Annotated in this window: 25 protein-coding genes; 16 read left to right on the forward strand and 9 right to left on the reverse strand. The window is 74.6% G+C overall.

Features of this window, described 5'->3' with window-relative positions; all coding sequences use genetic code 11:
• Positions 1 to 63 precede the first annotated feature (63 nt).
• Together BLQ97_RS12245 and BLQ97_RS12250 are read left to right on the forward strand one after the other, a co-directional pair.
• Complete coding sequence (locus BLQ97_RS12245) at positions 64 to 1,488, forward strand: ADP-ribosylglycohydrolase family protein (protein ID WP_091366136.1); 1,425 nt, start codon at positions 64 to 66, stop codon at positions 1,486 to 1,488.
• A 71-nt stretch (positions 1,489 to 1,559) separates the two neighbouring features.
• Entirely contained in the window at positions 1,560 to 2,438 is an 879-nt protein-coding gene (locus BLQ97_RS12250; RefSeq protein WP_091366137.1) for a HepT-like ribonuclease domain-containing protein, read from the forward strand.
• Positions 2,439 to 3,055: 617 nt separating this feature from the next.
• Here BLQ97_RS12250 and BLQ97_RS12255 read toward each other — a convergent pair.
• Together BLQ97_RS12255 and BLQ97_RS12260 are read right to left on the reverse strand one after the other, a co-directional pair.
• Complete coding sequence (locus tag BLQ97_RS12255; protein ID WP_091366138.1) at positions 3,056 to 3,637, reverse strand: hypothetical protein; 582 nt, start codon at positions 3,635 to 3,637, stop codon at positions 3,056 to 3,058.
• A 1-nt stretch (position 3,638) separates the two neighbouring features.
• A complete protein-coding gene (locus tag BLQ97_RS12260) occupies positions 3,639 to 5,030 on the reverse strand; it encodes a DUF4407 domain-containing protein (protein ID WP_091366139.1) in 1,392 nt (463 codons plus the stop codon).
• Between the two features lie 157 nt (positions 5,031 to 5,187).
• Here BLQ97_RS12260 and BLQ97_RS12265 point away from each other — a divergent pair, with 157 nt between their 5' ends.
• Positions 5,188 to 5,604, forward strand: a complete 417-nt coding sequence (locus tag BLQ97_RS12265; protein WP_091366140.1) for a cupin domain-containing protein — start codon at positions 5,188 to 5,190, stop codon at positions 5,602 to 5,604.
• Between the two features lie 12 nt (positions 5,605 to 5,616).
• Here BLQ97_RS12265 and BLQ97_RS12270 read toward each other — a convergent pair whose 3' ends face one another.
• Entirely contained in the window at positions 5,617 to 5,877 is a 261-nt protein-coding gene (locus BLQ97_RS12270; RefSeq protein WP_425402614.1) for a FitA-like ribbon-helix-helix domain-containing protein, read from the reverse strand.
• Between the two features lie 110 nt (positions 5,878 to 5,987).
• Here BLQ97_RS12270 and BLQ97_RS12275 point away from each other — a divergent pair, with 110 nt between their 5' ends.
• From BLQ97_RS12275 to BLQ97_RS12290, 4 genes are all read left to right on the forward strand, one after another.
• Positions 5,988 to 6,191, forward strand: coding sequence for a ribbon-helix-helix protein, CopG family (locus tag BLQ97_RS12275; protein ID WP_175471707.1), 204 nt, complete (start codon positions 5,988 to 5,990; stop codon positions 6,189 to 6,191).
• Entirely contained in the window at positions 6,188 to 6,565 is a 378-nt protein-coding gene (locus BLQ97_RS12280) for a type II toxin-antitoxin system death-on-curing family toxin (protein ID WP_091366142.1), read from the forward strand. Before BLQ97_RS12275 ends, BLQ97_RS12280 begins: the two co-directional genes overlap by 4 nt.
• A 165-nt stretch (positions 6,566 to 6,730) precedes the next feature.
• Positions 6,731 to 7,942, forward strand: a complete 1,212-nt coding sequence (locus BLQ97_RS12285) for a hypothetical protein (RefSeq protein ID WP_091366143.1) — start codon at positions 6,731 to 6,733, stop codon at positions 7,940 to 7,942.
• Between the two features lie 28 nt (positions 7,943 to 7,970).
• The gene (locus BLQ97_RS12290) at positions 7,971 to 8,636 is read left to right on the forward strand and encodes a DUF6308 family protein (protein ID WP_091366144.1); all 666 of its coding nucleotides are present in this window, start codon (positions 7,971 to 7,973) and stop codon (positions 8,634 to 8,636) included.
• 76 nt (positions 8,637 to 8,712) lie between these two features.
• On the opposite strand, the gene BLQ97_RS12295 is transcribed toward BLQ97_RS12290, so the two are convergent.
• From BLQ97_RS12295 to BLQ97_RS23340, 3 genes are read right to left on the reverse strand one after another with little or no spacing between them, the layout of a single operon-like run.
• A complete protein-coding gene (locus tag BLQ97_RS12295) occupies positions 8,713 to 9,489 on the reverse strand; it encodes an endonuclease/exonuclease/phosphatase family protein (protein ID WP_342670506.1) in 777 nt (258 codons plus the stop codon).
• Positions 9,490 to 9,529: 40 nt separating this feature from the next.
• On the reverse strand, positions 9,530 to 10,888 hold the full coding sequence (locus BLQ97_RS23335; protein WP_175471708.1) for a DUF4407 domain-containing protein: 1,359 nt from the start codon (positions 10,886 to 10,888) through the stop codon (positions 9,530 to 9,532).
• Positions 10,885 to 11,772, reverse strand: a complete 888-nt coding sequence (locus BLQ97_RS23340) for a hypothetical protein (RefSeq protein ID WP_175471709.1) — start codon at positions 11,770 to 11,772, stop codon at positions 10,885 to 10,887. The genes BLQ97_RS23335 and BLQ97_RS23340 overlap by 4 nt, the downstream gene beginning before the upstream one ends.
• Positions 11,773 to 11,990: 218 nt before the next feature.
• Between BLQ97_RS23340 and BLQ97_RS12305 the strand changes: the two genes are divergently transcribed.
• Positions 11,991 to 12,509: an HAD domain-containing protein gene (locus BLQ97_RS12305; protein ID WP_091366147.1), complete on the forward strand. Its 519-nt coding sequence runs from the start codon at positions 11,991 to 11,993 to the stop codon at positions 12,507 to 12,509.
• 95 nt (positions 12,510 to 12,604) lie between these two features.
• Positions 12,605 to 15,859, forward strand: coding sequence for an ATP-binding protein (locus tag BLQ97_RS12310; protein WP_091366148.1), 3,255 nt, complete (start codon positions 12,605 to 12,607; stop codon positions 15,857 to 15,859).
• Here the strand turns inward: BLQ97_RS12310 and BLQ97_RS12315 are convergent, their stop codons facing one another.
• The gene (locus BLQ97_RS12315) at positions 15,860 to 16,540 is read right to left on the reverse strand and encodes a hemerythrin domain-containing protein (RefSeq protein ID WP_091366149.1); all 681 of its coding nucleotides are present in this window, start codon (positions 16,538 to 16,540) and stop codon (positions 15,860 to 15,862) included.
• Between the two features lie 168 nt (positions 16,541 to 16,708).
• Here BLQ97_RS12315 and BLQ97_RS12320 point away from each other — a divergent pair, with 168 nt between their 5' ends.
• Entirely contained in the window at positions 16,709 to 17,329 is a 621-nt protein-coding gene (locus tag BLQ97_RS12320) for a hypothetical protein (RefSeq protein WP_091366150.1), read from the forward strand.
• Positions 17,330 to 17,768: 439 nt separating this feature from the next.
• On the opposite strand, the gene BLQ97_RS12325 is transcribed toward BLQ97_RS12320, so the two are convergent.
• The gene (locus BLQ97_RS12325) at positions 17,769 to 19,415 is read right to left on the reverse strand and encodes a nuclease-related domain-containing DEAD/DEAH box helicase (RefSeq protein ID WP_091366452.1); all 1,647 of its coding nucleotides are present in this window, start codon (positions 19,413 to 19,415) and stop codon (positions 17,769 to 17,771) included.
• A gap of 200 nt (positions 19,416 to 19,615) precedes the next feature.
• Between BLQ97_RS12325 and BLQ97_RS12330 the strand changes: the two genes are divergently transcribed.
• Positions 19,616 to 20,203: a DUF6642 family protein gene (locus BLQ97_RS12330; protein ID WP_139173601.1), complete on the forward strand. Its 588-nt coding sequence runs from the start codon at positions 19,616 to 19,618 to the stop codon at positions 20,201 to 20,203.
• Here the strand turns inward: BLQ97_RS12330 and BLQ97_RS12335 are convergent, their stop codons facing one another.
• A complete protein-coding gene (locus tag BLQ97_RS12335; RefSeq protein WP_091366152.1) occupies positions 20,204 to 20,878 on the reverse strand; it encodes an NUDIX hydrolase in 675 nt (224 codons plus the stop codon). It lies immediately after the preceding gene.
• A gap of 63 nt (positions 20,879 to 20,941) precedes the next feature.
• On the opposite strand from BLQ97_RS12335, the gene BLQ97_RS12340 reads away from it, so the two are divergent.
• The 5 genes from BLQ97_RS12340 to BLQ97_RS12360 all read left to right on the forward strand — a co-directional run bounded on the left by BLQ97_RS12340 (position 20,942) and on the right by BLQ97_RS12360 (position 25,581).
• Positions 20,942 to 21,793 carry an ARPP-1 family domain-containing protein gene (locus BLQ97_RS12340; RefSeq protein WP_091366153.1) on the forward strand — a complete coding sequence of 284 codons (852 nt, stop codon included), beginning with the start codon at positions 20,942 to 20,944 and terminating at the stop codon, positions 21,791 to 21,793.
• 1 nt (position 21,794) lies between these two features.
• On the forward strand, positions 21,795 to 23,213 hold the full coding sequence (locus tag BLQ97_RS12345) for an ADP-ribosylglycohydrolase family protein (protein ID WP_091366154.1): 1,419 nt from the start codon (positions 21,795 to 21,797) through the stop codon (positions 23,211 to 23,213).
• Positions 23,210 to 23,674 carry a hypothetical protein gene (locus BLQ97_RS12350; RefSeq protein ID WP_091366155.1) on the forward strand — a complete coding sequence of 155 codons (465 nt, stop codon included), beginning with the start codon at positions 23,210 to 23,212 and terminating at the stop codon, positions 23,672 to 23,674. Before BLQ97_RS12345 ends, BLQ97_RS12350 begins: the two co-directional genes overlap by 4 nt.
• 252 nt (positions 23,675 to 23,926) lie before the next feature.
• On the forward strand, positions 23,927 to 24,928 hold the full coding sequence (locus tag BLQ97_RS12355; protein ID WP_139173603.1) for a hypothetical protein: 1,002 nt from the start codon (positions 23,927 to 23,929) through the stop codon (positions 24,926 to 24,928).
• Positions 24,925 to 25,581 (forward strand): HD domain-containing protein, encoded by a 657-nt coding sequence (locus BLQ97_RS12360; protein WP_091366157.1) that lies wholly within the window; start codon positions 24,925 to 24,927, stop codon positions 25,579 to 25,581. The genes BLQ97_RS12355 and BLQ97_RS12360 overlap by 4 nt, the downstream gene beginning before the upstream one ends.
• Positions 25,582 to 25,613: the final 32 nt, after the last annotated feature.

Consider the following 25,613-nt stretch of genomic DNA (forward strand, 5'->3'; position numbering starts at 1 on the left):
TTCTCCGGAGACCACCCACGGGCACTCAGTAATGGCAAGGGCTGCGTCGCGGAGACTGGACGGGTGACCGCTGGACTGCACCGCTCGCACCGGGTGGCCGGGGCCCTGGTCGGGTCGGCCGTGGGGGACGCGCTCGGGGCGCCGTTCGAGTTCGGCCCGCCCGGGGCGTTCTCGGCGCACTTCCCCAGGGCGGCCCGGGGCGCGGCGACCGAGATGTGCGGCGGCGGGTCGCTCGGGTGGGAGCCGGGCGAGTTCACCGACGACACGCAGATGGCGCTGCTGGTGGCGCGGTCGCTGGTGGAGCGCGGCGGCCTGGACGAGGCCGACGTCTTCGAGCGGTTCGCGACCTGGGCGGCGGCGGGCCCGCCGGACATCGGCGTGCAGACCCGCGCGGTGTTCGACTCCGGGCTCCCCTGGGACCGCGCGGCGGCCGAGCACTTTGCGGGCACCGGCCGGGCGGCGGGCAACGGCTCGCTCATGCGGACGACGCCGGCGGCGATCTGGTTCTCCCGGTTCGGCACCGCGGCCACGGTGGACGCCGCCCGCCGGATCTCGGCGCTCACCCACGGCGACCCGGCCGCGGGCGAGGGCTGCGCGGTGTTCCACGAGCTGCTGCGGGTGGCGCTCGGCGGCGGCGACCCGCTGGCCGCCGTCCCCGCTGCCCTCGACCTGGTCCGGCCGGAGCACCGCGACCGGTGGGCGGCTGTGCTGGCGCCGGACTGGGAGCCGTCGCGGGCGACGGAGTCGAACGGCGCCGTGTGGCCGACGCTCGGGCAGGCGCTGTGGGCGCTGCGGCACGGGCGCGACTTCGCCGAGGTGCTGCGGCTGGTGGTCGACCTGGGCGGGGACACCGACACGGGCGCGTGCGTGGCCGGCGGGCTGGCCGGGGCGGTGTACGGGATGGGCGGCATCCCGATGCGGTGGGCGTCGGTGGTGCACGGCCGCGTGCCCGGTCACGGCGCGCGGGTGGAGCGGCTGGCCGACCTGCTGCGGCTGGCCGCCGACCTCGACGGCAAGGAGTTCTTCCAGGCGGAGACGGGCGTGATCCCGCGGGTGGGTCCGGCCGAGGTGCTGCCGGGGATCTGGGCGGGCAACCTCGACGGCGCGCGGTACAGCGAGGAGGACTTCGCCGTCATCAGCCTGTGCCGGCTGGCCGAGCCGTTCCCGCACACGCTGCACCGGATGGCCTACCTGACCGACAACAACCACAACGTGGACGTCGACGTCGTGCTGGCCGACGTGCTCGACGACCTCGCCGCGCTGCACGCCGAGGGCCACCGGGTACTCGTGCACTGCCACGGCGGGGCGTCGCGGACTGGGCTGGTACTGCGCGCCTGGCTGGTGCGCGAGCAGGGCATGACGCCGGCCGAGGCGACGGCGCACGTCGCCGAGCGCTGGCCGCACCTCGGGCTGTGGAACGACAGCTTCACCGCGGCGCTGGAGCGCCTGGCGTCGGAGCGACATCGCCAGACACCACTGCAGAGCTAACCGCACGGTGCGGATGCAGCCTCGCATGGGCTTTTTGTGAGCAACCAGCTACAGGGAGCTACGGTACGGCGGTGAGTGCAACTGAACTCGTCGTCGAGTTGGTGAAGGCCCTTGCTTGGCCGCTTGCCGTCGTCGTCCTCGTCCTCCTGCTGCGCCCTTTTATCGCCGACCGCCTCACGGACTTCGAGGCCTTCGGAGTCCGGGCGCAGTTCCGCGAGCTGACGGAGGAGGCTCAGCGTAGTGCCGAGCAAGCCGCTGAGACGAGCACCGGTCAAGGCTCGGAGCCCTCACCCGACGCCATTACGAGCGTGGACGAGGACCTGTACGTCGCAGCTGAACGTGACCCGACGAAGGCCATCATCGCGGCCTATGAGCGCGTCGTGGACAAGGTGCGTGAGCGCCTGGCGGCAGCCGGACTGCGCGCACCTGAGTCGAACAGCGGCCTGCAGCTCGCCCGGATCGGTCACGACAGTGGCGTCATCGATGCATCCACCGCTGAAGCGATCCGGAGCATGGCCGAGCTACGCAATCGGGTAGTACACGGCCGTAAAGAGATCCGCTCCGCCGAGGCCATCGATTACCTGACTGCCGCGGACAACGTCCTGTACAGCTTGAGTCGAGATGCAGGCAGAAGTACCACTCGCTTCACGGTCACTGAAGACGGCCGGGTCCTCGGTCGGCACATGACCGCCTCGGCGGCCTTCAGACTGGTGGCGGATCGAGTGGCCAGAGATGTAGGCATCGACCGGATCCTGGCCGTAGTGGGGCCGCCTCGACTGGGACGGAGCCGAGACGCTTTGACACGCCCTCAACGCGCTCACAAGGTCGCGCCCGACTTGGAGCTGTGGCACACTACCCAGCTGAATCAACGCGACTACCGAGACATGGTGGCAGCCATCGCGCCGCTGTCCGAGCACCGGATCGAGATGGCACCCGACGACCTCGGATGACGGCCACAGGGCTCACGTGCACGCACGTCGACGTGGAACTCGGGGGGAGCGCTTCCGTTCGGACCGTCCTGCAACTACACCTTCGGGACCATTCGCGGTCGAGTCCCGGCGAGGACGGACCTATGCGCGGCCGCCACGGCCGGGCCACGCACGGTTCCATTGATCTTGCCCACTCAGCAGCGTCAGCAGCCGGGCCTCTGAGGCAACGGCCTCCTGCTTGATCTGCCGCTCGGCTCGACATTTGAACGTCCGCCCAGTTGAGTGCTGCGCGTACCCAGCCCTTGGCGCGCTGCGGCGTCCCCGCCCCCAGCAGGGCGAACTGTTGCCGGATGAACGCCGGGTCGGCGAGCGCACGGTCGAGCGCCGCCTCTCCCATGCCGCTCACCGCGCCCTTGCCGCGCGCGTAGACACCCAGTCGGCCGCGGAGCCCGGGTCGGTTGGCGGCACGTTCGCCGGCATGGCCGACGTAGAGCGGCGGCCCGTTCGGGCCGCCGCGTGCCAGATAGACGCCGGGCACGACCGGCGCGGTCGACGCCGCCTCCCTCAACGGCGTCCACGGCGACCAGTCGGCTTCCGGCAGCACCAGCGCGACGGCGTCACGGCGCCACCCTCCCCGGTCAGGCCGTCCGCACGACGATCGTGCGGATGCGGTCAGATAGCCCGGCGTAGGACACCGGCGGGCCGGCCAGCTCCTGCACCCGCGCGAGCCCCAGGCTCGACTGGCCGGTCCCGACAACGACTGAGCGGGGCAGCACCCAGAACGACCACTGACCGAGCTCGAGCGCGTCGTAGCTTGCGTGCTCGGTTGCGGTCTGGACCGCGAAGACGTAGCCGTCCGCGTTGTAGGTCTGGTCAACTCCGCGACCGTCAGGGCCCCACACGCGGGCGCGCAGGCCGCCGAAGGCGATCGCCGTCAGCTTCGACTGCTCCCACGCCTGCAGGTAGGCGCCGGACTTGACCTCCAGCCGCAGACCGTCCGGCGTCCGGACGTCGCAGGAGTCCCACTCGACGCGCGGCCGCAGTTCCGCGCCGACCGCCCGGGCGACCGGGTACTCGGCCAGCAGCGGGCGCGTGGTGTTGGTGCGCAGGTCTGAGTACGCCCAGGACCAGAAGTCCCGCAGCCTCGCGTCGGTGCCGGAGATGGGCTCCTCGCCGCTCAGCAGCCGCGGCGCCGGCAGCGGACCCCAGGTCGTCGCCACGTCAGACCGCGACGCGGTCGCTGGGACGGCGGCGGCCGGTGCGGACGGTCCGCGCGGCCGAGCGGGCCAGCCGGATCGGGCCGGTGTCCCACAGCTGCCGGCTGGGCTCCTCGACCGGCGGCGCGGGCTGCGGCGCCGGGCGGGCGGCCTCCTCCGCGTCGAGCTGGGCCTGGGCGAGGGCGGCGAGCCGGCGGGCGCGGATGGCGGCCTTCTGCCGGTCGAGGCGCTCCTGCTCGGCCATGACGAGCAGCTCCTCCTTGGCCTCGGCCACGCTGCGCCGTGACTGCTGCTGCAGCTCCTCGATGTCCACGTCGCTGCGGTCGCGCAGCGCGGCGAGCTCGTCGTAGGCGGTGGGCGGGCCGAAGTTGAGCAGCACCTTCATGAGCACCGGCAGGATCTCCACGCACATGAACAGCAGGGAGAGCATGAACTTCGCCGCGGCCAGGGTGGCGTTGCGGTCGCTGAGCCGGTCGAGCGCCTCCAGCCGCAGCAGGATGCCGCCGGAGCCCTCGTTGGTGGCGTTGAACGCCGACTGCAGCCGGTCGAGCTCGGCGGTCAGCCGGGCCAGCTCGGCGGAGTCGGTGGCCAGCGCGGCGGCGGCGAGGTCGGCGCTGCGCGACTCGGCGCCGTCGGCGGTGTCGAGGGCGGCGTCGAGCTCACCGCGGGCACTGGCGACGACGGCGGCCTGCGCGTCGGCGGCGGCGCGGGCCTGGACGTAGGCCTCGCCGGTGCCGGCGTCGCCGGTGCCGCAGGTGCCGTCGAGTTCGCACTGGGCGCGCGCCTCGAGGTCGCGCTGGGTGGCCAGGGCCGCGTCGTAGGCGGCCTGCTTGGCGGTGACGTCGGCCTGGACGGCGATCAGCGCGGGGTCGGACTGCCCGCCGGTGGCCACGACGTCCTGTTCCTGCGTGACCCTCTCCTGCAGGTCCTCGAGGCCGGCGAAGCGCGCGTCGGACTCCAGCGACTGCCGGTAGGCGTCCGCGGCCTCGGCCTGCATGACGGTGATCTCGGCGTCGATCTCCTTGTGGAACACCTGCAGCGTCAGCGGGGTGGCGACGACGACGCCGAGGACGAGCGCGAGCCCCACACGGGGGACGGCGAGGGCGAGGTTCCGCTTGAGCGAGGCGTCGTGGGCCATGCCGACGAGCAGCATCCGGTCGAGGTTGACCACGACGGCGCCCCAGCCGAGGCCGAGCACCAGCGCGAACGGCCACCACACGCCGAGGGCCATGTGCAGCGCGAATGCCGCCGAGGCGACGGCGAGGCCGCCGGTGCTGAGCAGGACGCCGCCCAGCGCGGCGAACTTCGGCCGCGCGCCCGGCGCCGCCTCGAGCAGGTCGGGCCGCGCGCCACCGAGGACCGCGAGCCGGTCCTGGAGCCGTCGTCGTCCAGCCATGCGAGAGCCACTCCCCCGAACGACGGGGGTCTGACCGCCGCTCCCCTGGCTCATCGGCAGTCGCGATCGTGGTCGGGACCCCTCCGCCGTCGCGCTCGTCACACCTGCCCCACAGCCTCGTCTTGACCGTGGCCCGGCCACGCGGTCGGCTGGCGGCATGACCGAGCAGCAGGCCGACGGCTGGCACCAGCCGCTGCGGCACATCCGGGCCGACGAGCTCAGCGGGGACACCGGCCAGACCAGCGGCATGGACCGGCGGGAGGCGATCTCGGCGAAGACCGTCGGCTCGCAGCGGGTGTGGATGGGGCAGACGCACGTCGCGCCGCGGACGTCGTCCGGCGACCACCACCACGGCGACTCCGAGACCGCCATCCACGTGCTGCGCGGGCACCCGGTGTTCGTCTTCGCGCGCGACGGCGAGGAGGTGCGGCTGGCCACCGGTCCGGGTGACTACGTCTTCGTGCCGCCGCACACCCCGCACCGCGAGGAGAACCCGACCGACGAGGAGGCCGTGGTCGTCATCGCCCGCAGCAGCCAGGAGGCGATCGTCGTCAACCTCCCCGGGCTGTCCTGACGCCCACACCCATCAACCGGCGACCGGAACAGAAGGCGACGACGACCGCCATTGGCGGTCGTGGTCGTGGAGTTCGAGGGTCTTCTCGGCCGCCAGCCGGCTCCCGGTCGCCCTGACCCGCTGATCGACCCGGTCCCACAGCTCCACGAGACTCGGACGCCGCGCCAGCTCGATCAACAGCGCTCGGACGTACTGCTCCAGTGACTGGCCCACGCGGGCCGCTCGTGCGGCGAGTTCATCGCGCGTCTCGTTCGGGACCTCGCGGATGGTCATCGACACGGGCACACGAGCAGGGTGCCAGCGGCACTCGGTGATGTCGTGCGAGGAGGCAGCTGATCGGGTTGAGCAAGGAACGGTGGTACCACACTTGGTATCGTTGGTTCATGGCGATGACTCTGCGTCTCGACGAGCAGGAGACCGAAGCCCTCCGCCGCAGGGCCGAGCTGGAGGGGCGGTCCATGCAGGACGTCGCCCGGCAGGCGGTCCGCGACTACGTCGAGCGGACCAGCAAGCGCGAGCTGCTCGACCGCGTCCTGGACCGGGAGCTCCCCCGGTACGCCGAGGCCCTGGAGCGGCTCGGCCAGTGATCCACCTCGACCTCGAGGACCTGCTGCACGTCGCGCGGCGGACGCTGGGCACAGTCGAGGTCCGCGACATGGGGTTGCTCGCGTCCGCGGCCGCCAGGCCGGAGGCGACGGCGTTCGGCGAGGACGCGTACCCGACGATCCACCACAAGGCAGCAGCACTGCTGCACTCGATCGCCCGCAGCCACCCGTTGGTCGACGGCAACAAGCGGCTCTCGCTGGCCGCCACCATCGCCTTCTACGGCCTCAACGGCGTGCGGTTGACCCTGTCGAACGACGAGGCGTACGAGCTCATCATGGCGATCGCGGCCGGCGAACTCGACGACGTCGAGTCGATCGCCGCCCGCCTGCAGGACTGCACCGTCCCGTGGAACTGACCGGCGTCCACACCGCTCGTCAACCGCAGTCGGGACATCCGTCCTGCTGGTGAGGCGAGTGACCGCACCAGCACCACGGGTCCCTCGTCGGCGCGCCGGAACGTCGTCGTCCGCTTCGACGAGCGAGCCTCCCGGGGACACCTGTTCCGTCCGTGGGAGACACCCGTGCCCGACACCGCCGCGGAGCGCAAGCTCTTCAACGGCTCTCGCGCAGACGCCATCGCCGCGTCCGTCGACGACCGGCTGGTCCGTGAACCCCGCCGGTCCGACCGCTTCGCCCAGTTCGGCGACGCCGAGACCGTGCTGCTCGTGGCCGGTGAGCAGGAGGAGCGGGCCATCGAGCTGGCGCTGGCGTACGGCGTGGCCTGGGCCGGCCGGCGCCGCCTGGTCCTGGCGCTGCCGGAGGAGTCGAGCACCGCGACCGCCCAGCGCATCCCGTGGCTGCGCGCCGCCGCCCGCCCGGCGCTGTGGCTGCACGACGGCCGGCGCGCCGTCCCCGCACCCGAGCGCAACCGCGAGGACACCGTCGCGGCCGTGACCGCCTCCCTCGGCGGGACGACGTCCGAGGCCGAGTTCCGGCGCGCGGCCACCGCACTGCACCTGCGGGACCGGGCCGACTGGGTCACCGAGCTGGTGGACCTGGCCACACGCGACGACCGCCTCGACCCGGCGCACACCCAGTCGGAGCGGTCCTGGCACCACCGCGGCCAGCGGGTGCTCTCGGTCGTGCGCACGAGTGGCGGCGTCCGTGTCCGGGCCGGCATCCACCACTCCGCCGACCCCGAACGCCACACCTGGCCCTTGAAGGGTCCGCTGTCGGCGGCCGAGCTGAAGGCGATCCGCGAGGAGGTGGACGCCGCGATCGCCGCGCGGTCGAGCGGGGACGACCCGGCCGTCCGGCGCGACGACGAGCACCTGCTCCAGGCCGTGCTGCGCCGCAACCCCGCGGTGGTCGGCATCGAGCAGCAGGCGATGCGGGAGGTCCCGGCCTGGCGGCCGACGGACACCGCCCGCGGGTGGGCGCGCGGGTACGTGGACCTGGTCGGCCTCGACGGCAACGGGGACGTGCTGGTCACCGAGACGAAGCTGGAGAAGAACGCCGATCCGCTCTTCCTCCTGCAGGGACTGGACTACCTGATCTGGGCGCAGGCGTACCGAGCCGCGCTCACTGGCCGGCTGGGCGCGGCCGACGGCGCCCGGATCCGACTGGCGCTGGTGGTGGGGGCCCGCTCGGACGGCGCTCCGCACCTGCCCGCGTACACGCGCGCGCTGGCCGCCGCGCTGGACGACGACGTCCCGTGGACCGCCCGGGTGGTGCGTGGCTGGGCCGAGCCCGACCCGCGCCCGGTCGGCGAACCGCTCGACCTCCTCCCTTGACGACCCACGACACCGAGTTGGAGTACCCGTGAGCTACCGCCTGCCCGAGGCCCTGCAGACCGACGACGACACCCGCGCCCTCGCCTTCCTGCGTGAGTACTACGGCCGCGACGGCGGTTCGGCCTACACCGGCTCCTACTTCGACGGTTGGGGTGGGCAGCAGGACCCGGATCGCTTCACGGCCGAGGACGTCGTCGCCGTCACCTTCCTGTCCGTCGTCGTCCCCCCGATGGCCGCCCACCGCCTGCTGCACACGGAGGCGGAGCGGTTCTGCCGGCTGCTCCGCGACGTCGGCCCGGACCGCGACTTCGCGCAGGAGACCGAGCCCGTGCACCGCGACTGGCCGGGCTGGCGGCTCGAGACCGCCCTGCGGGAGCTCCCCGGGGTCGGCCGGACGATCGCGAGCAAGCTCTGTGCCCGCAAGCGGCCGCGGCTGCTGCCGATCTACGACTCGGTCGTCGGCGAGGTGACCTGCGCGCAGTCGTGGCAGTGGGAGCCGCTGCGGCAGGCGCTGCGGGCCGACGACGGGGCGCTGCAGGCGCGCTTGCTGCGACTGCGCGACGCCGCCGGGCTGGACGCCACGGTCTCCGCCCTGCGGGTCTACGACGTCATCGCGTGGATGGAGGGCAGGAAGCGGGGCGTGCAGCCGACCGACCCCGACGACCAGCTGGGTGCCGCGGTCACCGGATCGTGAGGTCGGCCGGGGACCCGGCGGTGGCGCATCAGAACGTCGCCGCCGGGTCCACCGGCCCATCCGGACCAGGCCGCCGTCAGGTCCGGGGCAGGACGACGTCGGCCGTGTAGGCGGCGTGGTCGCTGAGGTCCCGGCCGTCCGGCCAGGTCGGCCGGTGCACCTCCACCCGATCGGCCAGCACGTCGGAACTGACGGCGAGGTGGTCGATGGCGTGAGACTGGCCGTTGAGGTGCGCCATCCCGGCGGTGAGCGGGGTCAGGCCGAGGTACTCGAAGGCTGCCCGTAGTGTCCTCGCTCCATCGTGCGTGCCAGCCCAGTGCGGCTGCAGGAGCTCCTGGTTCAGGTCCCCGCCCCAGACGACCGGCTCACCGGTTCGGCGCTCGGCCGAGATGCGGGCCACGTGGTGGTCGAGGACGGACCGGAACTGGTGGAACTGGCCGTCCGGGAGCCCGCGCCAGTAGGAGCCGGCTCCCCGCCACGGCAGCACCGAGCAGGCGACGAGGACCGACGTCCCGTCCAGGTCGACGCGGGCGAGGGCCAGTCCCTCGGCGCCCGCGTGCTCCCGGTCGTCGGGCTCGACCTCCGTCAGCGGCAGCCGGGCCTCGATCCCGGCCCAGCGCTTGGACTCGTCTCCGTCATGGCTGCGCGGAGGGGACGTCACGAACGCCGCACCGTGCGGGTGCCATGCCGCGTGCACCTCGGTCAGAAGCCAGAGGTCCGCCTGCTGGGTGTCGAGCCAGGCAGCCATCGCCCGCCCCCTGTCCGACGACGAGGTGGGGCAGAGCTTGAGGTTCCAGGTACCGATGCGCACGGTGCTCCTACTTAGGGACGGTCGGTGTCCCGACACCCTCACCTGCCGAACCGCGCATCCGGTGATCCGGCGCGCGGTCGGGTCAGGAGCGCTTCACGAGATCCGTCCCGTTGACGCGGACCGCGCCGGCGAGCTGCTCGTCGCGCCAGCGCTGGACACCGTGGCGGGTCACGTCGAGCTGCGCGTCGAGCACCATCCCGGTCGCCCGTGACTCGGCCTCCAGCGTGCGCGCCGCCCGCGCCTCGGCCGCGGCGAGCGCCGACCGGGCCAGCACCTCGGCCTCCTCGTACTCGGCCTGCATCCGCAGCCGGACCCGCTCCTCGACCTTCTCCTCCTCCAGCGCGAGCAGCCGCTCGTAGAGGGACGGCGGGGACAGCGCCAGCATCGTCTTGAAGATGATCGGCAGGCACTCGATCGCGGTCATGAAGGCGAACAGCAGCCAGTGCGCGGTCGCCAGCGTCGGGTTGTCCTCCCCCAGGCGCCCGAGCGCCGTCAGCCGGGCGAGGATGCCGTCGCTGGTGCCGACCGCCTCCTCGTGCGCGGCGACCTCCGCGTCTCGGGCCTCCTGGGTGCCGGCGACCAGCGCCTCGAGCCGGTCGAGTTCCGTCCGCTGGTCGGCGGTCTTCTGCACCTCCTCCGCCTCCAGCTGCTCGCGCACCTCGACCTTGAGATCCTCGAGCCGCTGCGCCAGCTCGATGACCTCTCGCTCGAGGCGGTCACGCACGATCCGCTTGGCCTCGGTCTCGGGCCCGTCCCCCCGCACACCGCTGCCGCCCGTACCGTCGCGCTCCGCCTGGTACGCCTGCTCGGCCTCCTCGAACCGGGCGCGCGTGTCCGCGAGCTCCTCCTGCAGTGCCAGCACAGCGGGATCCGCGTTGACGTCCGCGGGCGTGACCCCGTCAGCGATGTCGGCCTCCAGCGCGGCGATCTGCTCGCGCAGCGCCGGCAGCTGGGCGTAGCGACTGTCCTCGGCGAGCTGCCGGGTGAAGGCGTCCTCCTCCTCAGCAGCCATCACCCGCACCTCGGTGTCGATCTCGGCGCTGAAGACGGCGAGCGTCAGCGGCGTCGAGACGACGGCACCGATGAGGACGGCGAGCAGCACGCGCGGCGTCGCCATGGCCAGCGTGCCGGCCTTGCTCCTCAGCCGCGGCGAGGAGACGACGAGCCAGCGGTCGAGGTTGAGGATGACCAGGCCCCACACGAGGCCGCCGGCGATGGCGACCGGCCACCACAGGTGCAGTGCCAGGTGGAGCGCGTAGCTCGCCGACACCACCGCCAGCCCCGCGGTGGAGAGCAGGACGGCGCCCATCGCCACCTGCTTGCCGCGCTCCTTGGGCGCCTCGCGCAGCACCTCGCGGTTGGCGCCGGCGACCGTGAGCAGCTGCTCGGTGACGACGGCGCGGCTGACCAGACGGCGGGCCGCCGACTTACGGGAGCTCACTTCGGGTCCTTCCGGCCGGCGCTGCGGCGCAGGCTGTCGACGAGGGAGGAGGGCACGCCCACGACGCGGGGCGAGGTCTCGAACCGCGGGCGGAGGGCCTCCTGGGTGGCCAGGAAGTCGTCGAGCCGCTGGGTGACCGACGACGGGGCGCCGACGGTCGCCGCGACGTCGGAGTGCAGGGACACCGGCGGGGGCGCGCTCACGGTCGGGAGGTCGAGCTGCGGCACGGCGACGGCGGCGACCACCGGCGTGGCCGCGGGCGTCGTGGCGAGGCGGTTGCGGCCGGCGACCTCGATGCGCCGGCTGGCGTCGACCCGCACCATCGCCTCGCCGCACGGCGGGTGGCCGCCCCGGCCGTCGACGACGACGTCGAGCGCGTGCTCGAAGCACCAGGTGACCAGCACGCGGGAGCCCGGCCGGACGATCGTGTGGCTCACCGAGATTGCGCGCAGCACGGGCACCTGGGTGTCGTGCGGGCCGCCGTCCGCGGGGACGCCGTGCCGGCAGGCGACGGATCGCGACTCGCCGTCCGCCGTGCCGGACGCGCGGCGGTGGGCGTCGTCCTCGCGCCAGTCGCGGATCCAGCGGTCGGTCCACGGGAGGGAGGAGTCCGGCCGCCGCGCTCCCCCGCCGCTGCCCGTGCGGCGCACCGGACCGCCGCCGGCCCACCGCCACGCCCTGGCGCGCAGCCAGGCGAGCAGCAGGAGGAGGAAGAAGGACCAGAGGAAGGCTTCGGCGAGGTCCTTCAGGAAGCCGGCGACGCGGTCGGGATCGAGGGAGCCGCTCCACTCGGTGTTGCCGTCGAGCGCGACGAAGCCGGCGAGCAACATGACGACCGCCCAGCCGACGACGAGCGGATCCCGGTGCAGCGGTTCCCGGAACACGTCTCCCCCAGCCGCGGGTGGCACCCGCCCGTCCGACCATCCGGACTCCCCCGTTCCGGAGTCCTCGTGGTTCGTACCGGGCGCGGCCGACGCGAGGCAGGGCCTCCTCACCCCTCCGGGTCAGGCGCGGGGCCGGGCGCTCAAGGAACTGGGAGCAACCTCACGGCCGGTCGTGGGTACGGACCCGTCACCCGTCCGCCGCACCTGGAGGGCCGGCCATGCGCCAGACCGGCGACTGCCCGATCCTGCTGCTCGACGTCGACGGCGTGCTCAACGCGCCGCGCCGCGAGCTGCCCGACGGGTGGCGGCGGGGCACGTTCAACGGCTTCCTGCTGTCGTGGGACCCCACGATCACCGCGCGGCTGCGGGAGCTGCACGAGTCGGGCCGGGTGGAGATCCAGTGGCTGACCACCTGGACGACGGACGCCGACCGGCTGCTGGCCGAGCCGATGGGTCTGCCGCGGGGGCTCAGGACCCACGCCCGCGCCGACGCCGCGCCGACCGGCTTCCTCGGGATCTTCGGCGGCGCCTCGGGCTGGTGGAAGCTCGACGCCGCCCGCGAGGTTGCCGAGTCGGAGCCGGACCGGCGGATCGTGTGGATCGACGACGACCTGGCCGAGCAGGCGGAAGACACCGGCGACTGGCTGGCCGCGCACCCGCACGTGCTCGTGGTCGCCCCGGACCTCTACGTCGGCCTCACCCACGAGCAGTTGGACCGGATCGAGGCCTGGCTGTAGCGGTGCCGCCGACATCGACAGGACGGGACACGCCAGCGGCTCCGCCCGCCCGCCGGCGGCGCGCCGCTCGTCCGGCCGGTTAGGTTCTGCCCGCCATGGCTGCTCCGGTCCCCGAGGTCCCGCCCGTCGACGTCCCGCAGGTCGCGGTGTCCGTGCTCGGGCCCGTGCAGGCCACGGTCGCCGGGCAGCCGGCGGCACTGGGCGGCCCGCGGCAGCAGTCGGTGCTCGCCCGGCTGGTCCTCGCCGGCGGGCACGTGGTCTCCACCGACCGCCTGCTCGAGGACCTCTGGGACGGCGAGCCGCCGCCCAGGGCCCTGGCCTCGCTGCAGGTGCACGTCTCCCGGCTGCGGCGGGCCCTGGAGCCGGCCGGGGGTCGCCGGTCGGGCGCGACCGTCGTGGTCAGCGTGGCGCCGGGCTACCGGCTGCAGCTGCCCCGGGAGGCCGTCGACGCCTGGCTGTTCGAGGACCTCGTCGCCCGGGCGCACGCCTCCGACGACGTCCCGACGCGGCACCGGCTGCTGGAGGAGGCGCTGCGCTGCTGGTCGGGCCCCGCCTACGCCGGCTCGGCGGACGCCTCGTGGGCCGCGCCCGAGATCGCCCGGCTGGAGGAGCTGCGGCTGGTCGCCCTCGAGCTGCGCGCCGACGCGGACCTCTCGCTCGGGCGGGCGCCGGCCGTCGTCCCCGAGCTGGAGCGCCACCTGCACGACCACCCCGGCCGGGAGGAGGCCGTGCGGCTGCTCGCCCTGGCGCTCTACGGCAGCGGCCGGCAGGGCGACGCGCTCGCCGTGCTGCGGCGGGCCCGCGAGCACCTGGCCGAGGAGCTCGGCGTCGACCCCGGTCCCCGGCTGCGCGAGCTGGAGGCCGCCGTGCTCGGGCAGGCGCCGGCACTGGACCTGCCCGCCCCGCCCGTGGCACTGCCGGCCACGCACGCCTCCACCGCCCCCGCGCCGACGCCGACGCCGGCCCGGGCCGCGGAACTGCGGCAGCTGCTGGACCTGGCCGCCGAGGGCACGCGGGTGGTCTGGGTCGCCGGGGAGGCCGGAGCGGGCAAGACCACCCTGGTCGAGGCCGCCGCAGCGCAGCTGCGCCGGACCGGCTGGCGGGTCGTCGAGGGACGCTGCCCCGAGGTGGACGGCGCTCCCCCGGCCTGGCCCTGGACCGAGATCACCCGCGCGCTCGGCGGCCCCCCGCTGCGCGAGGACACCGCCTTCTGGCTGGCGCGCGCGGTCGCCGACCGGCTGCGCGACGCCCTCCGGGAGCAGCCGCTGCTCGTCGTGCTCGACGACGTCCACCGCGCCGACGAGCTGACCCTGCAGCTGCTGCGCCAGGTCGTGGACTCCCTCGGCGGCTCCCCGCTGCTGGTGCTGGCCACCTACCGGGACGCCGAGGACGGCGAGGCGCTGGCCGCCACCCGGGCCGCGCTGGCCTCGGCCGGGGCGCGGCACCTGCAGCTGCGCGGGCTGGACGCCGACGGCATCGCCGTCCTGGCCCGGCAGCACGGGCTGGAGGACGCCGGGGACGAGGAGCTGCGGCTGCTGCGCGAGCGCACCGACGGCAACCCGCTCTTCGTCCGGGAGCTGACCCGGCTGCTGGTCGCCGAGGGGCGCGGCGCGGCGCGCACCGGGGTGCCCACGGGGGTGCGCGACGTGCTGCGCCGGCGGGTCGAGCGGCTGCCCGGGCCGGCCGTGACGGCGCTGCGCCAGGCCGCGGTGCTGGGGCGGGAGGCCGACGTCGACGTGCTGGCGGCGGTGGCCGGGCGTGACGTCGACGAGCTGCTCGACGCGCTGGAGACCGCGGTGCTGGCCGGGCTGCTCGACGAGCCGGCGCCCGGGCGGGTGCGGTTCACCCACGCGCTGGTGCGCGACGTGCTCTACGAGGACACCCCGCTGCTGCGCCGCGGCCGGGTGCACGCCGCGGCGCTCGCGGTGCTCCGGGAGTCCGGCGGGGTGGACGCCGCGACGCTGGCCCACCACGCGGTCGCCGCGGCCGGGCCGCGCACCGCCGCCGATGCCGTCCCCTACGTCGCCGCGGCGGCGCGGGAGGCCGGCCGGCTGGGGGCGGCGGCGGAGGAGGCGCGGCAGTGGGCGTCGGCGCTGCGGCTGCTGGAGCTGGCGGGCCGGCACGGGTCGGCCGAGGAGCTCGACGTGCTGCTGGCCGCGATCCCCGCGCACGCCCGCGCCGGGGACGTCGTGGCCGCGCGCGCCCAGCAGCGGGACGCCGTCCGGACCGCCCGGCGGCTGGGCCGGCGCGACCTGCTGGTCGCCGCGCTGGCCGCGTGGGACGCGCCGCTGGTGTGGACCGTCCGCGACGACGGCGCGCAGGACCCCGAGCTGCTCGACCCGCTGCTGGAGCTGCTGGAGACCCCCGCCGGCGACGACCTGCCCGGGGACGTGCGCTGCCGGCTGCTGGTCGCGCTGGTGCGGGAGGTGGAGGGCGTCGACGACGAGCGCACCGACGCGGCGAGCGCGGAGGCGGTGCGCCTGGCGCGGGCGGCGACCGGTCCGGCCGCCGCCCGGCTGCTGTGCGCGGCGCTCAACGTGCGCGCGTACGCGGCGCTGGGCCCGCACCTCGCCGCCGTCCGGGAGCCGCTGGCCGAGGAGCTGCGCGCGGTGGCGAGCGCGGCCGGGATGACCGACCACCGGGCGGTGGCGCACTGGCTGCTGTTCCTCGCCGCCTCGGCGCGGACCGACCTGGTCGCGGCCCGCCGGCACGTCGACACCGCGGTCGCGCTGGCCGACGCCGGCCAGCTGGGCCACGTGCTCGGCGCCCTGCAGGTCTTCTCCGGCGCGCTGCTGGTGCTGGCCGGCCGCCCCGACGAGGGGCGGGCGCGCTACGAGCAGGTGGCCGCGCACCTGGTCGAGACCGGCGCGATGAACGGCGGGCTGATGGCGCTGGTCGGCCGGTTCGTGGCCGGCTTCGCCCGCGGCGACCTCACCCCGGCGGTGCCCGAGCTGGAGTGGCTGCACGCGGCGATGCCCGGGGCGCTCACCGACGCCGTCGTCCTCGGGCTGCTCGACGCCGGGCGGACGGACGACGCCCGCGCGGCCTGGGCGGTGCGCCGGCCGATCAGCCGCGACTACTACTGGCTGGCGTCCACGACGCTGCGCGCGCACGCCGCCGCGCGGCTGGGCGACCTGGCCGTCGCCCGGCAGGTGCGCGACGAGCTGCTGCCCTGGGCCGGCCGGATCGCGGGGCTGGACTCCGGCACGCTCGTCGTCGGCCCGGTGGACGACGCGCTGGCCGCGGTCGCCGACGCCCTCGGGGACGCCGGCGCCGCGGCCGCCGCCCGGCGCGGTGCCGAGCGGGTGCGGGCGGAGCTGGCCGCGCAGCTGGCCGCCGTCGGGGTCTGATCAGGCCCCGAAGACGGCGCGCTCGCGGCGGCGGAACGGCGGGACGAGCACGGCGAGGAGGACCCGGAGCGCCAGCCCCCCGTCGGCCTCGATCGCCGCGCGCTCGGCGTCGCTCGCGACGGCGAGCACCCGCGGGGCCTCGAAGGAGAGCTTCGCGCGCTTGCGGATGCGGGCCTCGACCGCGGCCCAGTCGGCGACCGACACGTGGCGCTCGATCACCGGGAAGACCGAGGCCTCCTCGTCGCCGATGTGCTCGGTGAGGGTGTCGCGCAGCTCGGCGAGCTCCACGGCCAGGGCGGTGGCGGTGTCCTCGCCGGGGCGGGCGCGGAAGGCGTCGGCGGTGGTGCGCAGCCGGGCGAGCGCGGGGTCGAGGGCGGCGTGGTCGTCGGACAGCTCGGTGAGGTCGACGTGCGGGCCGGCGGAGGCGGCCAGCACCGGCCAGAGGACCTCGTCCTCGACGCTGTGGTGGTGGTGCACCGAGTCGGCGAAGTCCCGGACGTAGCGGGCGACGGCGTCGGCGCGCCGCGCGTCGCAGGTCCCGGCGGCGAGCCGCTCGGCCAGGTCGGGGAGCCGGTTCGCGTCGCGCAGCATCGCCCGGTGCGCCAGCCGCATGCCCATGACGTCGGGAACGGGGTCGCCGTCGGTGCGGGGGCGGACGCGGACGGGGTGGGAGCGGGTCATCGGGGTTCCTCCAGGAAGCGGGGTCGGTCGGCAGGGACGCTCGCGCGGACCGCTTACCGGCCGCTTGCAATGCCGGCACCGATCGGCGGCAAGACCGCGGCAAGGAGTGGTCGCCACGGTGGTCGCCGACCGGGTCGCCCCGACCCGCTCCGATGCGAGGAGATGCCGGTGACCGCCACCGCCCTGCCCACCCCGTCCACCCCGGCCCCGGCCGTCGCCGACCACCGGCCCGGTCCGTCACTGCGCGGACTGGCCGTCACCGCCGGAGGCGTGCTGTTCGCCGCCGGCAACGCCCTGCACCCGATGGAGCACAGCGCCGCGGCCCACTCCGCCACGACCTGGGTGGCCGCGCACGTCGTCTTCAGCGCCGGCGCGCTGCTGATCGCCGCCGGGGCCGGAGCCCTGGCCGCCCGCCTCGCTCCCTCCCGCGTCGCCACAGTCGGGCTGGCGGTGCTGTGGATCGGGCTGACCCTCATCCCGGTCGGCGGCTACACCGAGGCCTACGTCGCGCCGGCCCTGCACGACGGGTTCGCCGCCATCGAGGAGGCGACCCTGTGGTTCTCCGCGCTGGCGGGCACGGCCACGCTGCTCGGCCCGCTGCTGATCGCGATCGGGTCGCTGCGGCACCGGCTGCTGCCGGCGCCGGTGGCGCTCTCGCTGGTCGCACTGCCGGTCGGCGGTGTACTGGCGGGCGTGCTACCGGTGGAGGGCTGGGGGATCATCCCGGGCACCGTCGTCTTCGGCCTGGGCATCGCCGCCGCCGGGTGGTCGAGCCGGTCGCGCGCCTGACGTCCCATCCCGAGCGCCCCGACCCCCTGTCCCCGGGTCGGGGCGCTCGCCGTTCGGGACCTACGGGCGAGGTCCTAACGGACGGCGAGGTGACCACCGGACGCGGAACCTGGGCCGTCGACCCGCGGGACCAGTGCCAAGGGACGGCTGTCTGGCCCTGGCCCGGAAACGCCACAGGGCCACCCTGATCCGCGCACTCGACGGGGTAGCGACTCCCGAGGGACAAGCCCTTCGCGCGCGGGGGTGACCCCGGACGGGCCGCGTCCAGGAGGACACGTGACATGTCACAAACGCGGCCTGTCACGCACGGTATTCGACTCACCCATCCACCAGTGCGGGACACGCCGACGGGCCACCTCACGCCCATACGATCCTGGGCCTCAGCCGGAGATCACCGGTGGCAGCCGGCTCCAGTTCAGGACGAACTCCCCGTCGTCCCTCACCTCGCGGCAGCCGTCATGAGGCGCTGGGCGACACCTTCTCCACCGACGCGGCGGATCAGATCCAGGTCGCCGCAGACCACGAGCAGGTCGCGGGCGCGGGACAGGCCGACGTAGAGCATCTCGCGGGCCCGCGCCTCGTCGCGGAAGCCGTTGACCGCCAGGACGACGGCCGGCCGCTCAAGGCCCTTGAAACCGAGGACGTGCCCGTAGAAGAGGTCCTCGTCGTCCCAGAAGGTGGCCCAGTAGGCGTCCTGCCCCTCGGCCTGCCGCTCCCTCTGCACGGGGTGCCGCTGGTGCGTGGTCAGGAGGGCCACGGACTCCGGCGGCCAGTCCTCGTCCTCGAGCAGCGCGGCGGCGACGCCGTCCGCCACGTCGACGGCCTGCTCGGAGGCGCACGGCACGAAGCGCACCGGCACCCCGGACAGCCCGCGCACCCTCATCTCCGGCGCCAGGCTGGAGAAGGTCCCGGCGATCTGCTTGGTGTTGCGCAGGTTCTCGACGAGGGGGAACGACTCCAGCTCGACGGTGGGTCGTCCCTGCCGCGCGAAGATCCGCTGCCCCTCGTCGGAGAAGACGTGGAGCGCCCCCGTCGCGGGGTCGCAGAGGGCGGCGAGGACGGCGTCCCACCAGCTCTCGGCGAAGTCCTGCCCCTCGTCGACGACGATCGCGTCGAAGCGCTCGGACTCCGGCAGGTCCCCGGCGAGGGACACCATCCGCGCCGGCAGGAACTCCTCCCAGTACCGGCAGTCGTCGTCCGATCCCTCGGGGACGCCCCAGCCGATGCCGAGGTGGTGGAAGGTGCCGACGTAGTCCGGCCGCTGCCGCTTCGGCAGCTTGTCGACCCGGCGCCGGAGGAACTCGGCCAGGCCGCGCGAGTAGCACATGAGCGCGACGCGCTGTCCCTCCGCGGCGAGCCGGCGGGCCTTCTCCACGGCCAGCCAGGTCTTGCCGGAGCCTGCACCCCCGGTGATCTCCACCCGGTGCCGGGCGGACAGGAGGTCGAGCACCTTGGCCTGGTCCCTGGTGAGCAGGTCGCAGGCCGCCTCCCGCTCGGCCAGCCAGGCCACCAGGTGCTGCTGCGGGATCGCCGTCCCGGCGAGGCAGTCGACCAGGTCCTCGACGTCCTCGGCGCTGGGCGGGTTCGGCTCGTCGCGCATCTGCTGGAGCGCCGCCCGGATGCGGGCAGCCGCGTGCGGCACGTCCGTCCTGTCGAGGGCCATCCACCGGGCGAGACCCGGGGCGCGGAAGGCAGCCGACAGCGTGGTGGCCGGCAGCGCGACGAGGTGCACCAGGCGCGGACGCCCCGCGGTCCAGCGGGGGTGTTCGTCGAGGTAGTCGCCGAGCAGGTACTTGCACGTGACGGCCTGGTCGACCGGGTGGATCTCGCGGTCCACGCCGTCCCCGACCTGGCGCCACATCCCGCGCTGCAGTGACACGCTGCCGCCCTTGACCTCGACGACGGCGACGCCCACTCCGGGCCAGGCCACGATCAGGTCGGCCTCACGGTCCTCCGCGCGGTCACTGAAGCGCAGGTTGCAGAAGAGGACGGCGTCGTCGGGCAACTGCTCGCGCAGCGTCTGGACGAACAACTGCTCGGACGCCGACGCGAACTGCGGCTCGTTGGGGAAGAGACGCGCCGTCATGTGCACACCCCGCTCGTCTCCGTCCAGCGCCGTGACGGTCCACGACGCGACGCCGACGAGCATCGCAACGGACGACTCCGCCCTGGAACACCCCCGAGGGGTGGACGCCTCGTCCGGCTCTCTGAGCACCACGGCCCCACGAGTCGCACCGGCGTGCCGGCCTCCACGGAACGATCGGCGGACCGGGTCAGCCTGTGTCCGTGCCGAGCAACGGGATCTTCTGCCTCGAGGGCGAGTGGGAGGACCGGCTGACGGACAAGCTCAGCGTCCGCCCGGGCCTCGACATGCTCATGACGATCCGCGAGGACCGTCTCATCCACCGGAACGCCGCGACGTCCCGCGAGTTCGGGCACTACTTCACCAAGTGGACGTCACACCGGTACGACGCCTTCCCGTTGGCTTACCTCGCCTGTCACGGGCGCCGCGGCAGGGTCTGGCTGGGTGGTGACGAGCTATCCCTGGCGGAGATCGCGGACATGGTCGAGCGACCGCTGAAGGACCGAGTCGTCTACTTCGGCTCCTGCGGGACCCTGGCCGCCTCCGACGATGAACTCGCCGACTTCGTGGCCCGCACCGGCGTCCGCACGGTCGTCAGCTACGTCGGGAGCGTCTCGTGGAGCGAGTCCGCCGCTTTCGACCTGACCCTGCTGCCCGAACTGCTCGACAGCGTGGACATGCGCAAGATGTTCACCCGACTCCGGGACCGGCACCCGTACTTCGTCGACGGGCTCGGACTCCGCGTCGCGACGGCCAGTTGGGTGTCCCCGCGGACGCGCACCGCGGCGTAGTCACCGGGACGCGTGGCGGAAGAGCTCGGCCGGTCGACCGACCGAGCCGCGGGTGGCCTCCCCCGTGCTCTGGAGGTGGTCCCTGACGTGCCGCCGGAAGACGTCCGGCTGGAGCCGGCGACCGGCGACGGCCTCGTGCAACCGCCGCAGGTCGCGCAGGGTGAACGGCTCCGGCAGCAGTCGCTCCGGGTCCGGCCGCTCGGCGTAGGCGGCCCGGACTTGGGCGACCGCCATCTCGACGATGCCGTCGTGGTCGAAGGGCAGGCCGGTCGCCTCCGCCACCGGGCGCAGCTGGACGTCGTCCGGCCGCTCCTCGGCGACAGGGGCGACGACCGCCGGGGGGAGCAGGACGACGTGCGCCACCGACAGCACCCAGCCCCGGTCGTCGCGCCGCGGGTCGTCGAAGACGTACAGCTGCCGCGGCGCCTGGCCGCGGAGGCCCGCCTTCTGGTCGAGCGAGCGCAGCACGGCGCCGGCCAGGGTCTCGCCCTCGTGCAGGAAGGTGCCGGGCAGCGCCCACGCGTCGGATCGGGTTGCGCTGTCACGACGGACCAGGAGGACCAGGAGCCCCCGCTCGGGGTCGGGGGTCAGGACGGCCGTGTCGACGGCGACCGACGGCCGCGGGTAGTCGACCAGCCGCCGGCCGGAGGAGTCGTGGTACTCGGGGATTGACATTAACGCGGATCCCGCCTAATTTGAGTTTGCGCGATGGAGCGCAATCTACGGGAGGTGGGTGCCATGAACAACCTCGAGGTCCGACTGCACGTCGGCCAGGGGACCGCTGGTGGTCCGCTGACGGTCTTCCCCGTCTGGACCGACGCCCCGACGCTGCCGACGCGTTACCTCACCGGCGCAGGCGTCCCGGTCGAGGTCGCCGAGCGCGCGGGCTCCCCCGTCGTCGACCAGATCGTCGTCACCAACCGCGCCGACCGTCCGGTCCTGCTCCTGGCCGGGGAATTGCTCGAGGGCGGCTGGCAGACGCGTGCCCTGACCGGCTCCACGCTGCTGGCTCCCGGGCTCCCGACCGTGCAGCAGGTCGTCTGCGTGGAGCAGGGCCGGTGGGGTGGCTCCACCGCCCACACCCGGCGCGCCCGCCGGACCCCCTTCACGGTCCTGTCCGCGATGGACGGGGACCAGGCCCAGCACGCTGTCTGGGACCGGGTCCGCGGGCTCGGGTCGGTCGCCGGCCCGTCGGCCACCGACTCGCTGACCGACCGCCTCGACCGCACGGACGCGACCGCCCGGAACCTGACCCGCGGACTGCGGCCGCTGGCCGGCCAGCGCGGTCTGCTGGTGGGCATCGCCGGCCGCCCGGTCTGGACGGAGGTCTTCGACAGCGCCCGCACCCTGAAGGCTCACTGGCCGGGACTGCTGCACGCCGCGACGGTCGACGCGCTGGGCCGTCCGGCCGTCCGCACCCCCGCTGCCGTCGCCCGGGCCTTCGCCGAGCGGGTCGAGCGCACCCGTCTCCTCCCCGACGGCCCGGCCGGCCTGGGACAGCGTCTTCACGGCGGCGGCCGGATCCGGACGACCGCCCTCCGCTGGACCGACCGCACCGTCCACCTCACCGCGATCGCCCAGGAAGGCTGAGATGACCACTCCCCCGTCCCGCCGGCACCGCGTCGCCGGCGCCCTCGTCGGCTCGGCCGTGGGCGACGCGCTCGGCGCGCCGTTCGAGTTCGGCCCGCCCGGCCGCTTCTCGACCCGCTTCCCCACCGCCCGGCGGGGTGCCAGGACCGAGATGTGCGGTGGCGGCTCCCTCGGCTGGGAGCCGGGTGAGTTCACCGACGACACGCAGATGGCCCTGCTCCTGGCGACATCCCTCGTCGACAACGGCGGACTGGACGAGGCGGACGTCTTCGACCGGTTCCGCACCTGGGCCGCCGCCGGTCCGCCGGACGTCGGCGTCCAGACGAGCGCCATCCTCCGCTCTCGCCTCCCGTGGGACAGGGCCGCGGCCGAGCACTTCGCGCGCACCGGCCGGGCGGCCGGCAACGGCTCGCTCATGCGGACGACGCCCGCCGCCATCTGGTTCTCCCGCTCCGGCACCGCGGCCACCGTCGACGCCGCCCGGCGCATCTCGGCCCTGACCCACGGCGACCCGGCGGCCGGCGAGGGCTGCGCGATCTTCCACGAGCTGATGCGCGTCGCCCTCGACGGCGGCGACCCGCTGGCGGCCATCCCCGGAGCCCTCGTGCTGGTCGAGGAGCAGTACCGCGACCGGTGGGCCGCCGTCCTGGCGGAGGACTGGACGCCGGAGCAGGCGACCGAGTCCAACGGCGCCGTCTGGCCCACGCTCGGCCAGGCGGTGTGGGCCCTGCGGCACGGGCGGGACTTCGCCGAGGTCATGCGGCTGGTCATCGACCTCGGCGGGGACACGGACACCGTCGCGTGCGTCGCCGGTGGCCTGGCCGGCGCCGTGTACGGGATGGGCGGCATCCCGTCGCGCTGGGCGACGGTCGTGCACGGCACCGTCCCCGGACACGGCGACGGGGTGTGGCGGCTGGCCGACCTGCAGCAGCTCGCGGCGGCGCTCGACGGCGGACCACTGAAGGCACACGACCCCGGCCCCACCGAGCGGCTCGGACCGGTCGAGGTCGTGGACGGCATCTGGGCCGCCGACCTCGACGGCGCCCGCTACAGCGAGGAGGACTTCGCCGTCGTCTCGCTCTGCCGGCTCGGGGAGCCGTTCCCGCACCGCGTGAGCCGGATGGTCTACCTGGCCGACCACGACGACAACCCGGGCCTGGACGACGTGCTGGCCGACGTCCTCGACGACATGGCCGCGCTGCGCGAGGAGGGCCACCGGGTCCTCGTGCACTGCCACGGCGGCGCGTCGCGGACCGGCCTCGTCCTGCGCGGCTGGCTCGTCCGCGAGGAAGGCATGGGCGTCGACGAGGCGACCGCGTACGTCCGCGAGCGCTGGCAGCACCTCGGCACGTGGAACCACAGCTTCACCGCCGCGCTGCACCTCCTGGCGGACCGCCGCACCGACAAGGAGGACGCGTGAGCACCCTGCAGGAGCACCTCGACGCCCTGGATCCCGCCCCGGCGATCCGGGCACTCGCGACCGCGCTGGCCGCGGAGACCGCCGTCGAGTCCGACCGGCAGGAGCAGTACGTCAGCCTCCGCCCCTCCATGGAGGGCGCCGTGGCGGTGTACCTGCACAGGACGTGGATCTCGATCGCCGTCGAGCCCGATGGCGCTGCCGCGGTCGCGGCACGGCTGCCCGGCGCGACCGTCCACCCGAAGACGGCGGCGACCACCTACCTGCACCTCACGGCCGACGCCCTGGCCGGCGCGCCCGATGCCGCCCTGTCCGTCGCCCGCGAAGCGGTCGCCTGGCGCGCCGCCGGTCCGCGATCGAGCGTCGGCACCGGCTCGGCGAAGAAGGTCGCCGAGCCGGTCGCCACCTGCCCGTCGCACTGGATGGCGCTCCTCCCGAGCGGCGCCTGCCCGGTGTGCGGATGACCGCTGTGGACGTCGCGACGGTCCGCGCCCCCGTGGTCGAGCGCGTCGCCTGCTGGGACGACGAGGATGTCGCCGTCCGCGTGTCCGTCGGCGGCGACGCCGCGCTGCACGTCGCCGTCACCAGCCGCGACCCGCTCATCTACTACAGCCAGGGCGTGACCCTCCGGGCCGACGGGCGGGTCACGGTCGACGCGCCGGACGACGGCTCCACCTCCCCCGGCACCCGCGGTACGGAAGCCGGCGCCGCGACGGATGACGACGAAAGCCGTCGACCTCGTCGTCCACGAGGTCGAGGACGCAGTGCGGGAGCTGCGACGGCGACAGGCGGACTCGCGCGACCTGGCCCGCCCCGCCGAGCAGCCGACAGTCGCCGCGGAGGACCTCGCCGTCCCCTGCGAGATGTGGCAGGGCGGCCGGGACACCGGGTCCTCCCGCCTAGGCGGCGCCGCCCAGGTCCTGACCGGTGTCCGGCACTACTTCTCTGCACCGTTCATCGCGGCGCAGGAGCAGCAGGCGCGGGCGTCGCTCACCGACCTGCGGACGGGCATCACCCTGCTCCGCGCGGTGAACGCCGCCGACCACCTCGACGCCGACGGGTGGCACGCCCGGGTCGGCCTGCCGGCGCGCGGCTTCGCCGGACGAGGCCTCGCCGCCAAGCCAGAGCAGGACCCGCAGATCGAACGGCAACTGCGGACGGGCCCGATCGAGATGCCGCTGTGGGGCGTCTCGCTGAGCCCCGCCGTCGCCGACTCGTTCGGCACCCGGTTCCTGTTCGAGCTCGTCGGCCCGTTCCCCGCCGTGCCGGCGTGGCTGGCGTCCGGGGTCAAGGCGGACGAGGAGGAGCTGATCACCGGCGGGCGGTACAGGGTGCTCGGCCGGGAACAGCGGGGTGAGACGACGCACGTCCGCCTGCGGTGGATCGGCGCGAGCGGCGACCGGGTCGGCTCGGACGACCTGCTGCTGGCCGTGCTGAGCGCCGTCCCCGAGGTGGTTGGCAGCTCGCTGACCCGAACGGCCGACCGCGAGGTGCTGGAGCTGCGGCTGGGCGCGGAGGACTCGGCGACCGTCACCCGTGTGGCGGACGCGGAGGAGGTGCGGGTCGTGCGCTACTGGCCGCCGGATGCCGGTTGGGGCGCCAAGGGCGATGACCCCGACAGCCAGTGGGCCGCCATCCGGGCGGCTTCACGGACGACGACGGAGAAGGCGACGGTCGACGCGGTCGTCGCCGCGGTGAGGAGAGGACGGGACGGATGACGACGCTCGAGGACCGCAAGACGATGGGCAGCGGCCCGCTGTCGACCCGCTACGACGACGCCTTCGCGTATGCGGCGGAGCACCACCGGAAGCAGCTGCGCAAGGGCTCACAGGTGCCCTACCTGACGCACCTGATGAGCGTCAGCGCGTTGGTGCTCGAGCACGGCGGCAGCGAGGACCAGGCGATCGCCGGGCTGCTGCACGACGCCGTCGAGGACGCGCCGAAGGGCACCGGCGGCGCCGTCTTGGCCGAGATCCGGTCGCGCTTCGGCGGCGACGTCGCGGACATCGTGCGTGCGTGCTCCGACGGGCTGGACGCCCAAGGCAACCGCCACGGGACGTGGGCCGAGCGCAAGCGTGCCTACGTCGAGGCGCTACCGAGCAAGCCGGCCGAGGCCCTGCTGGTGACCGCGGCGGACAAGACGCACAACGGGCTCTGCATCGCGGCCGACGTCCGCCGGTACGGGCAGGGCTTCTGGTCGACGTTCAACGCTTCGCGCGAAGAGCTGCTCTGGTACTACACGAGCGTCGAGCGGGCGGTCGCCGCCCGGCTGCCGGATAGCTCGATCGTCGACGCACTGCACCGCGCCGTCGACGACCTGCTCGCTACGGCCGGCACCGAGCGCTCCGCCGTCCCGGTCGAGATGCCGTAGCGGCAATGCGGCTCCGGGCCTGCCGTCACCCG

Origin of the sequence: Geodermatophilus telluris (genome assembly GCF_900102745.1) — a bacterium.
Lineage (GTDB): Bacteria > Actinomycetota > Actinomycetes > Mycobacteriales > Geodermatophilaceae > Geodermatophilus > Geodermatophilus telluris.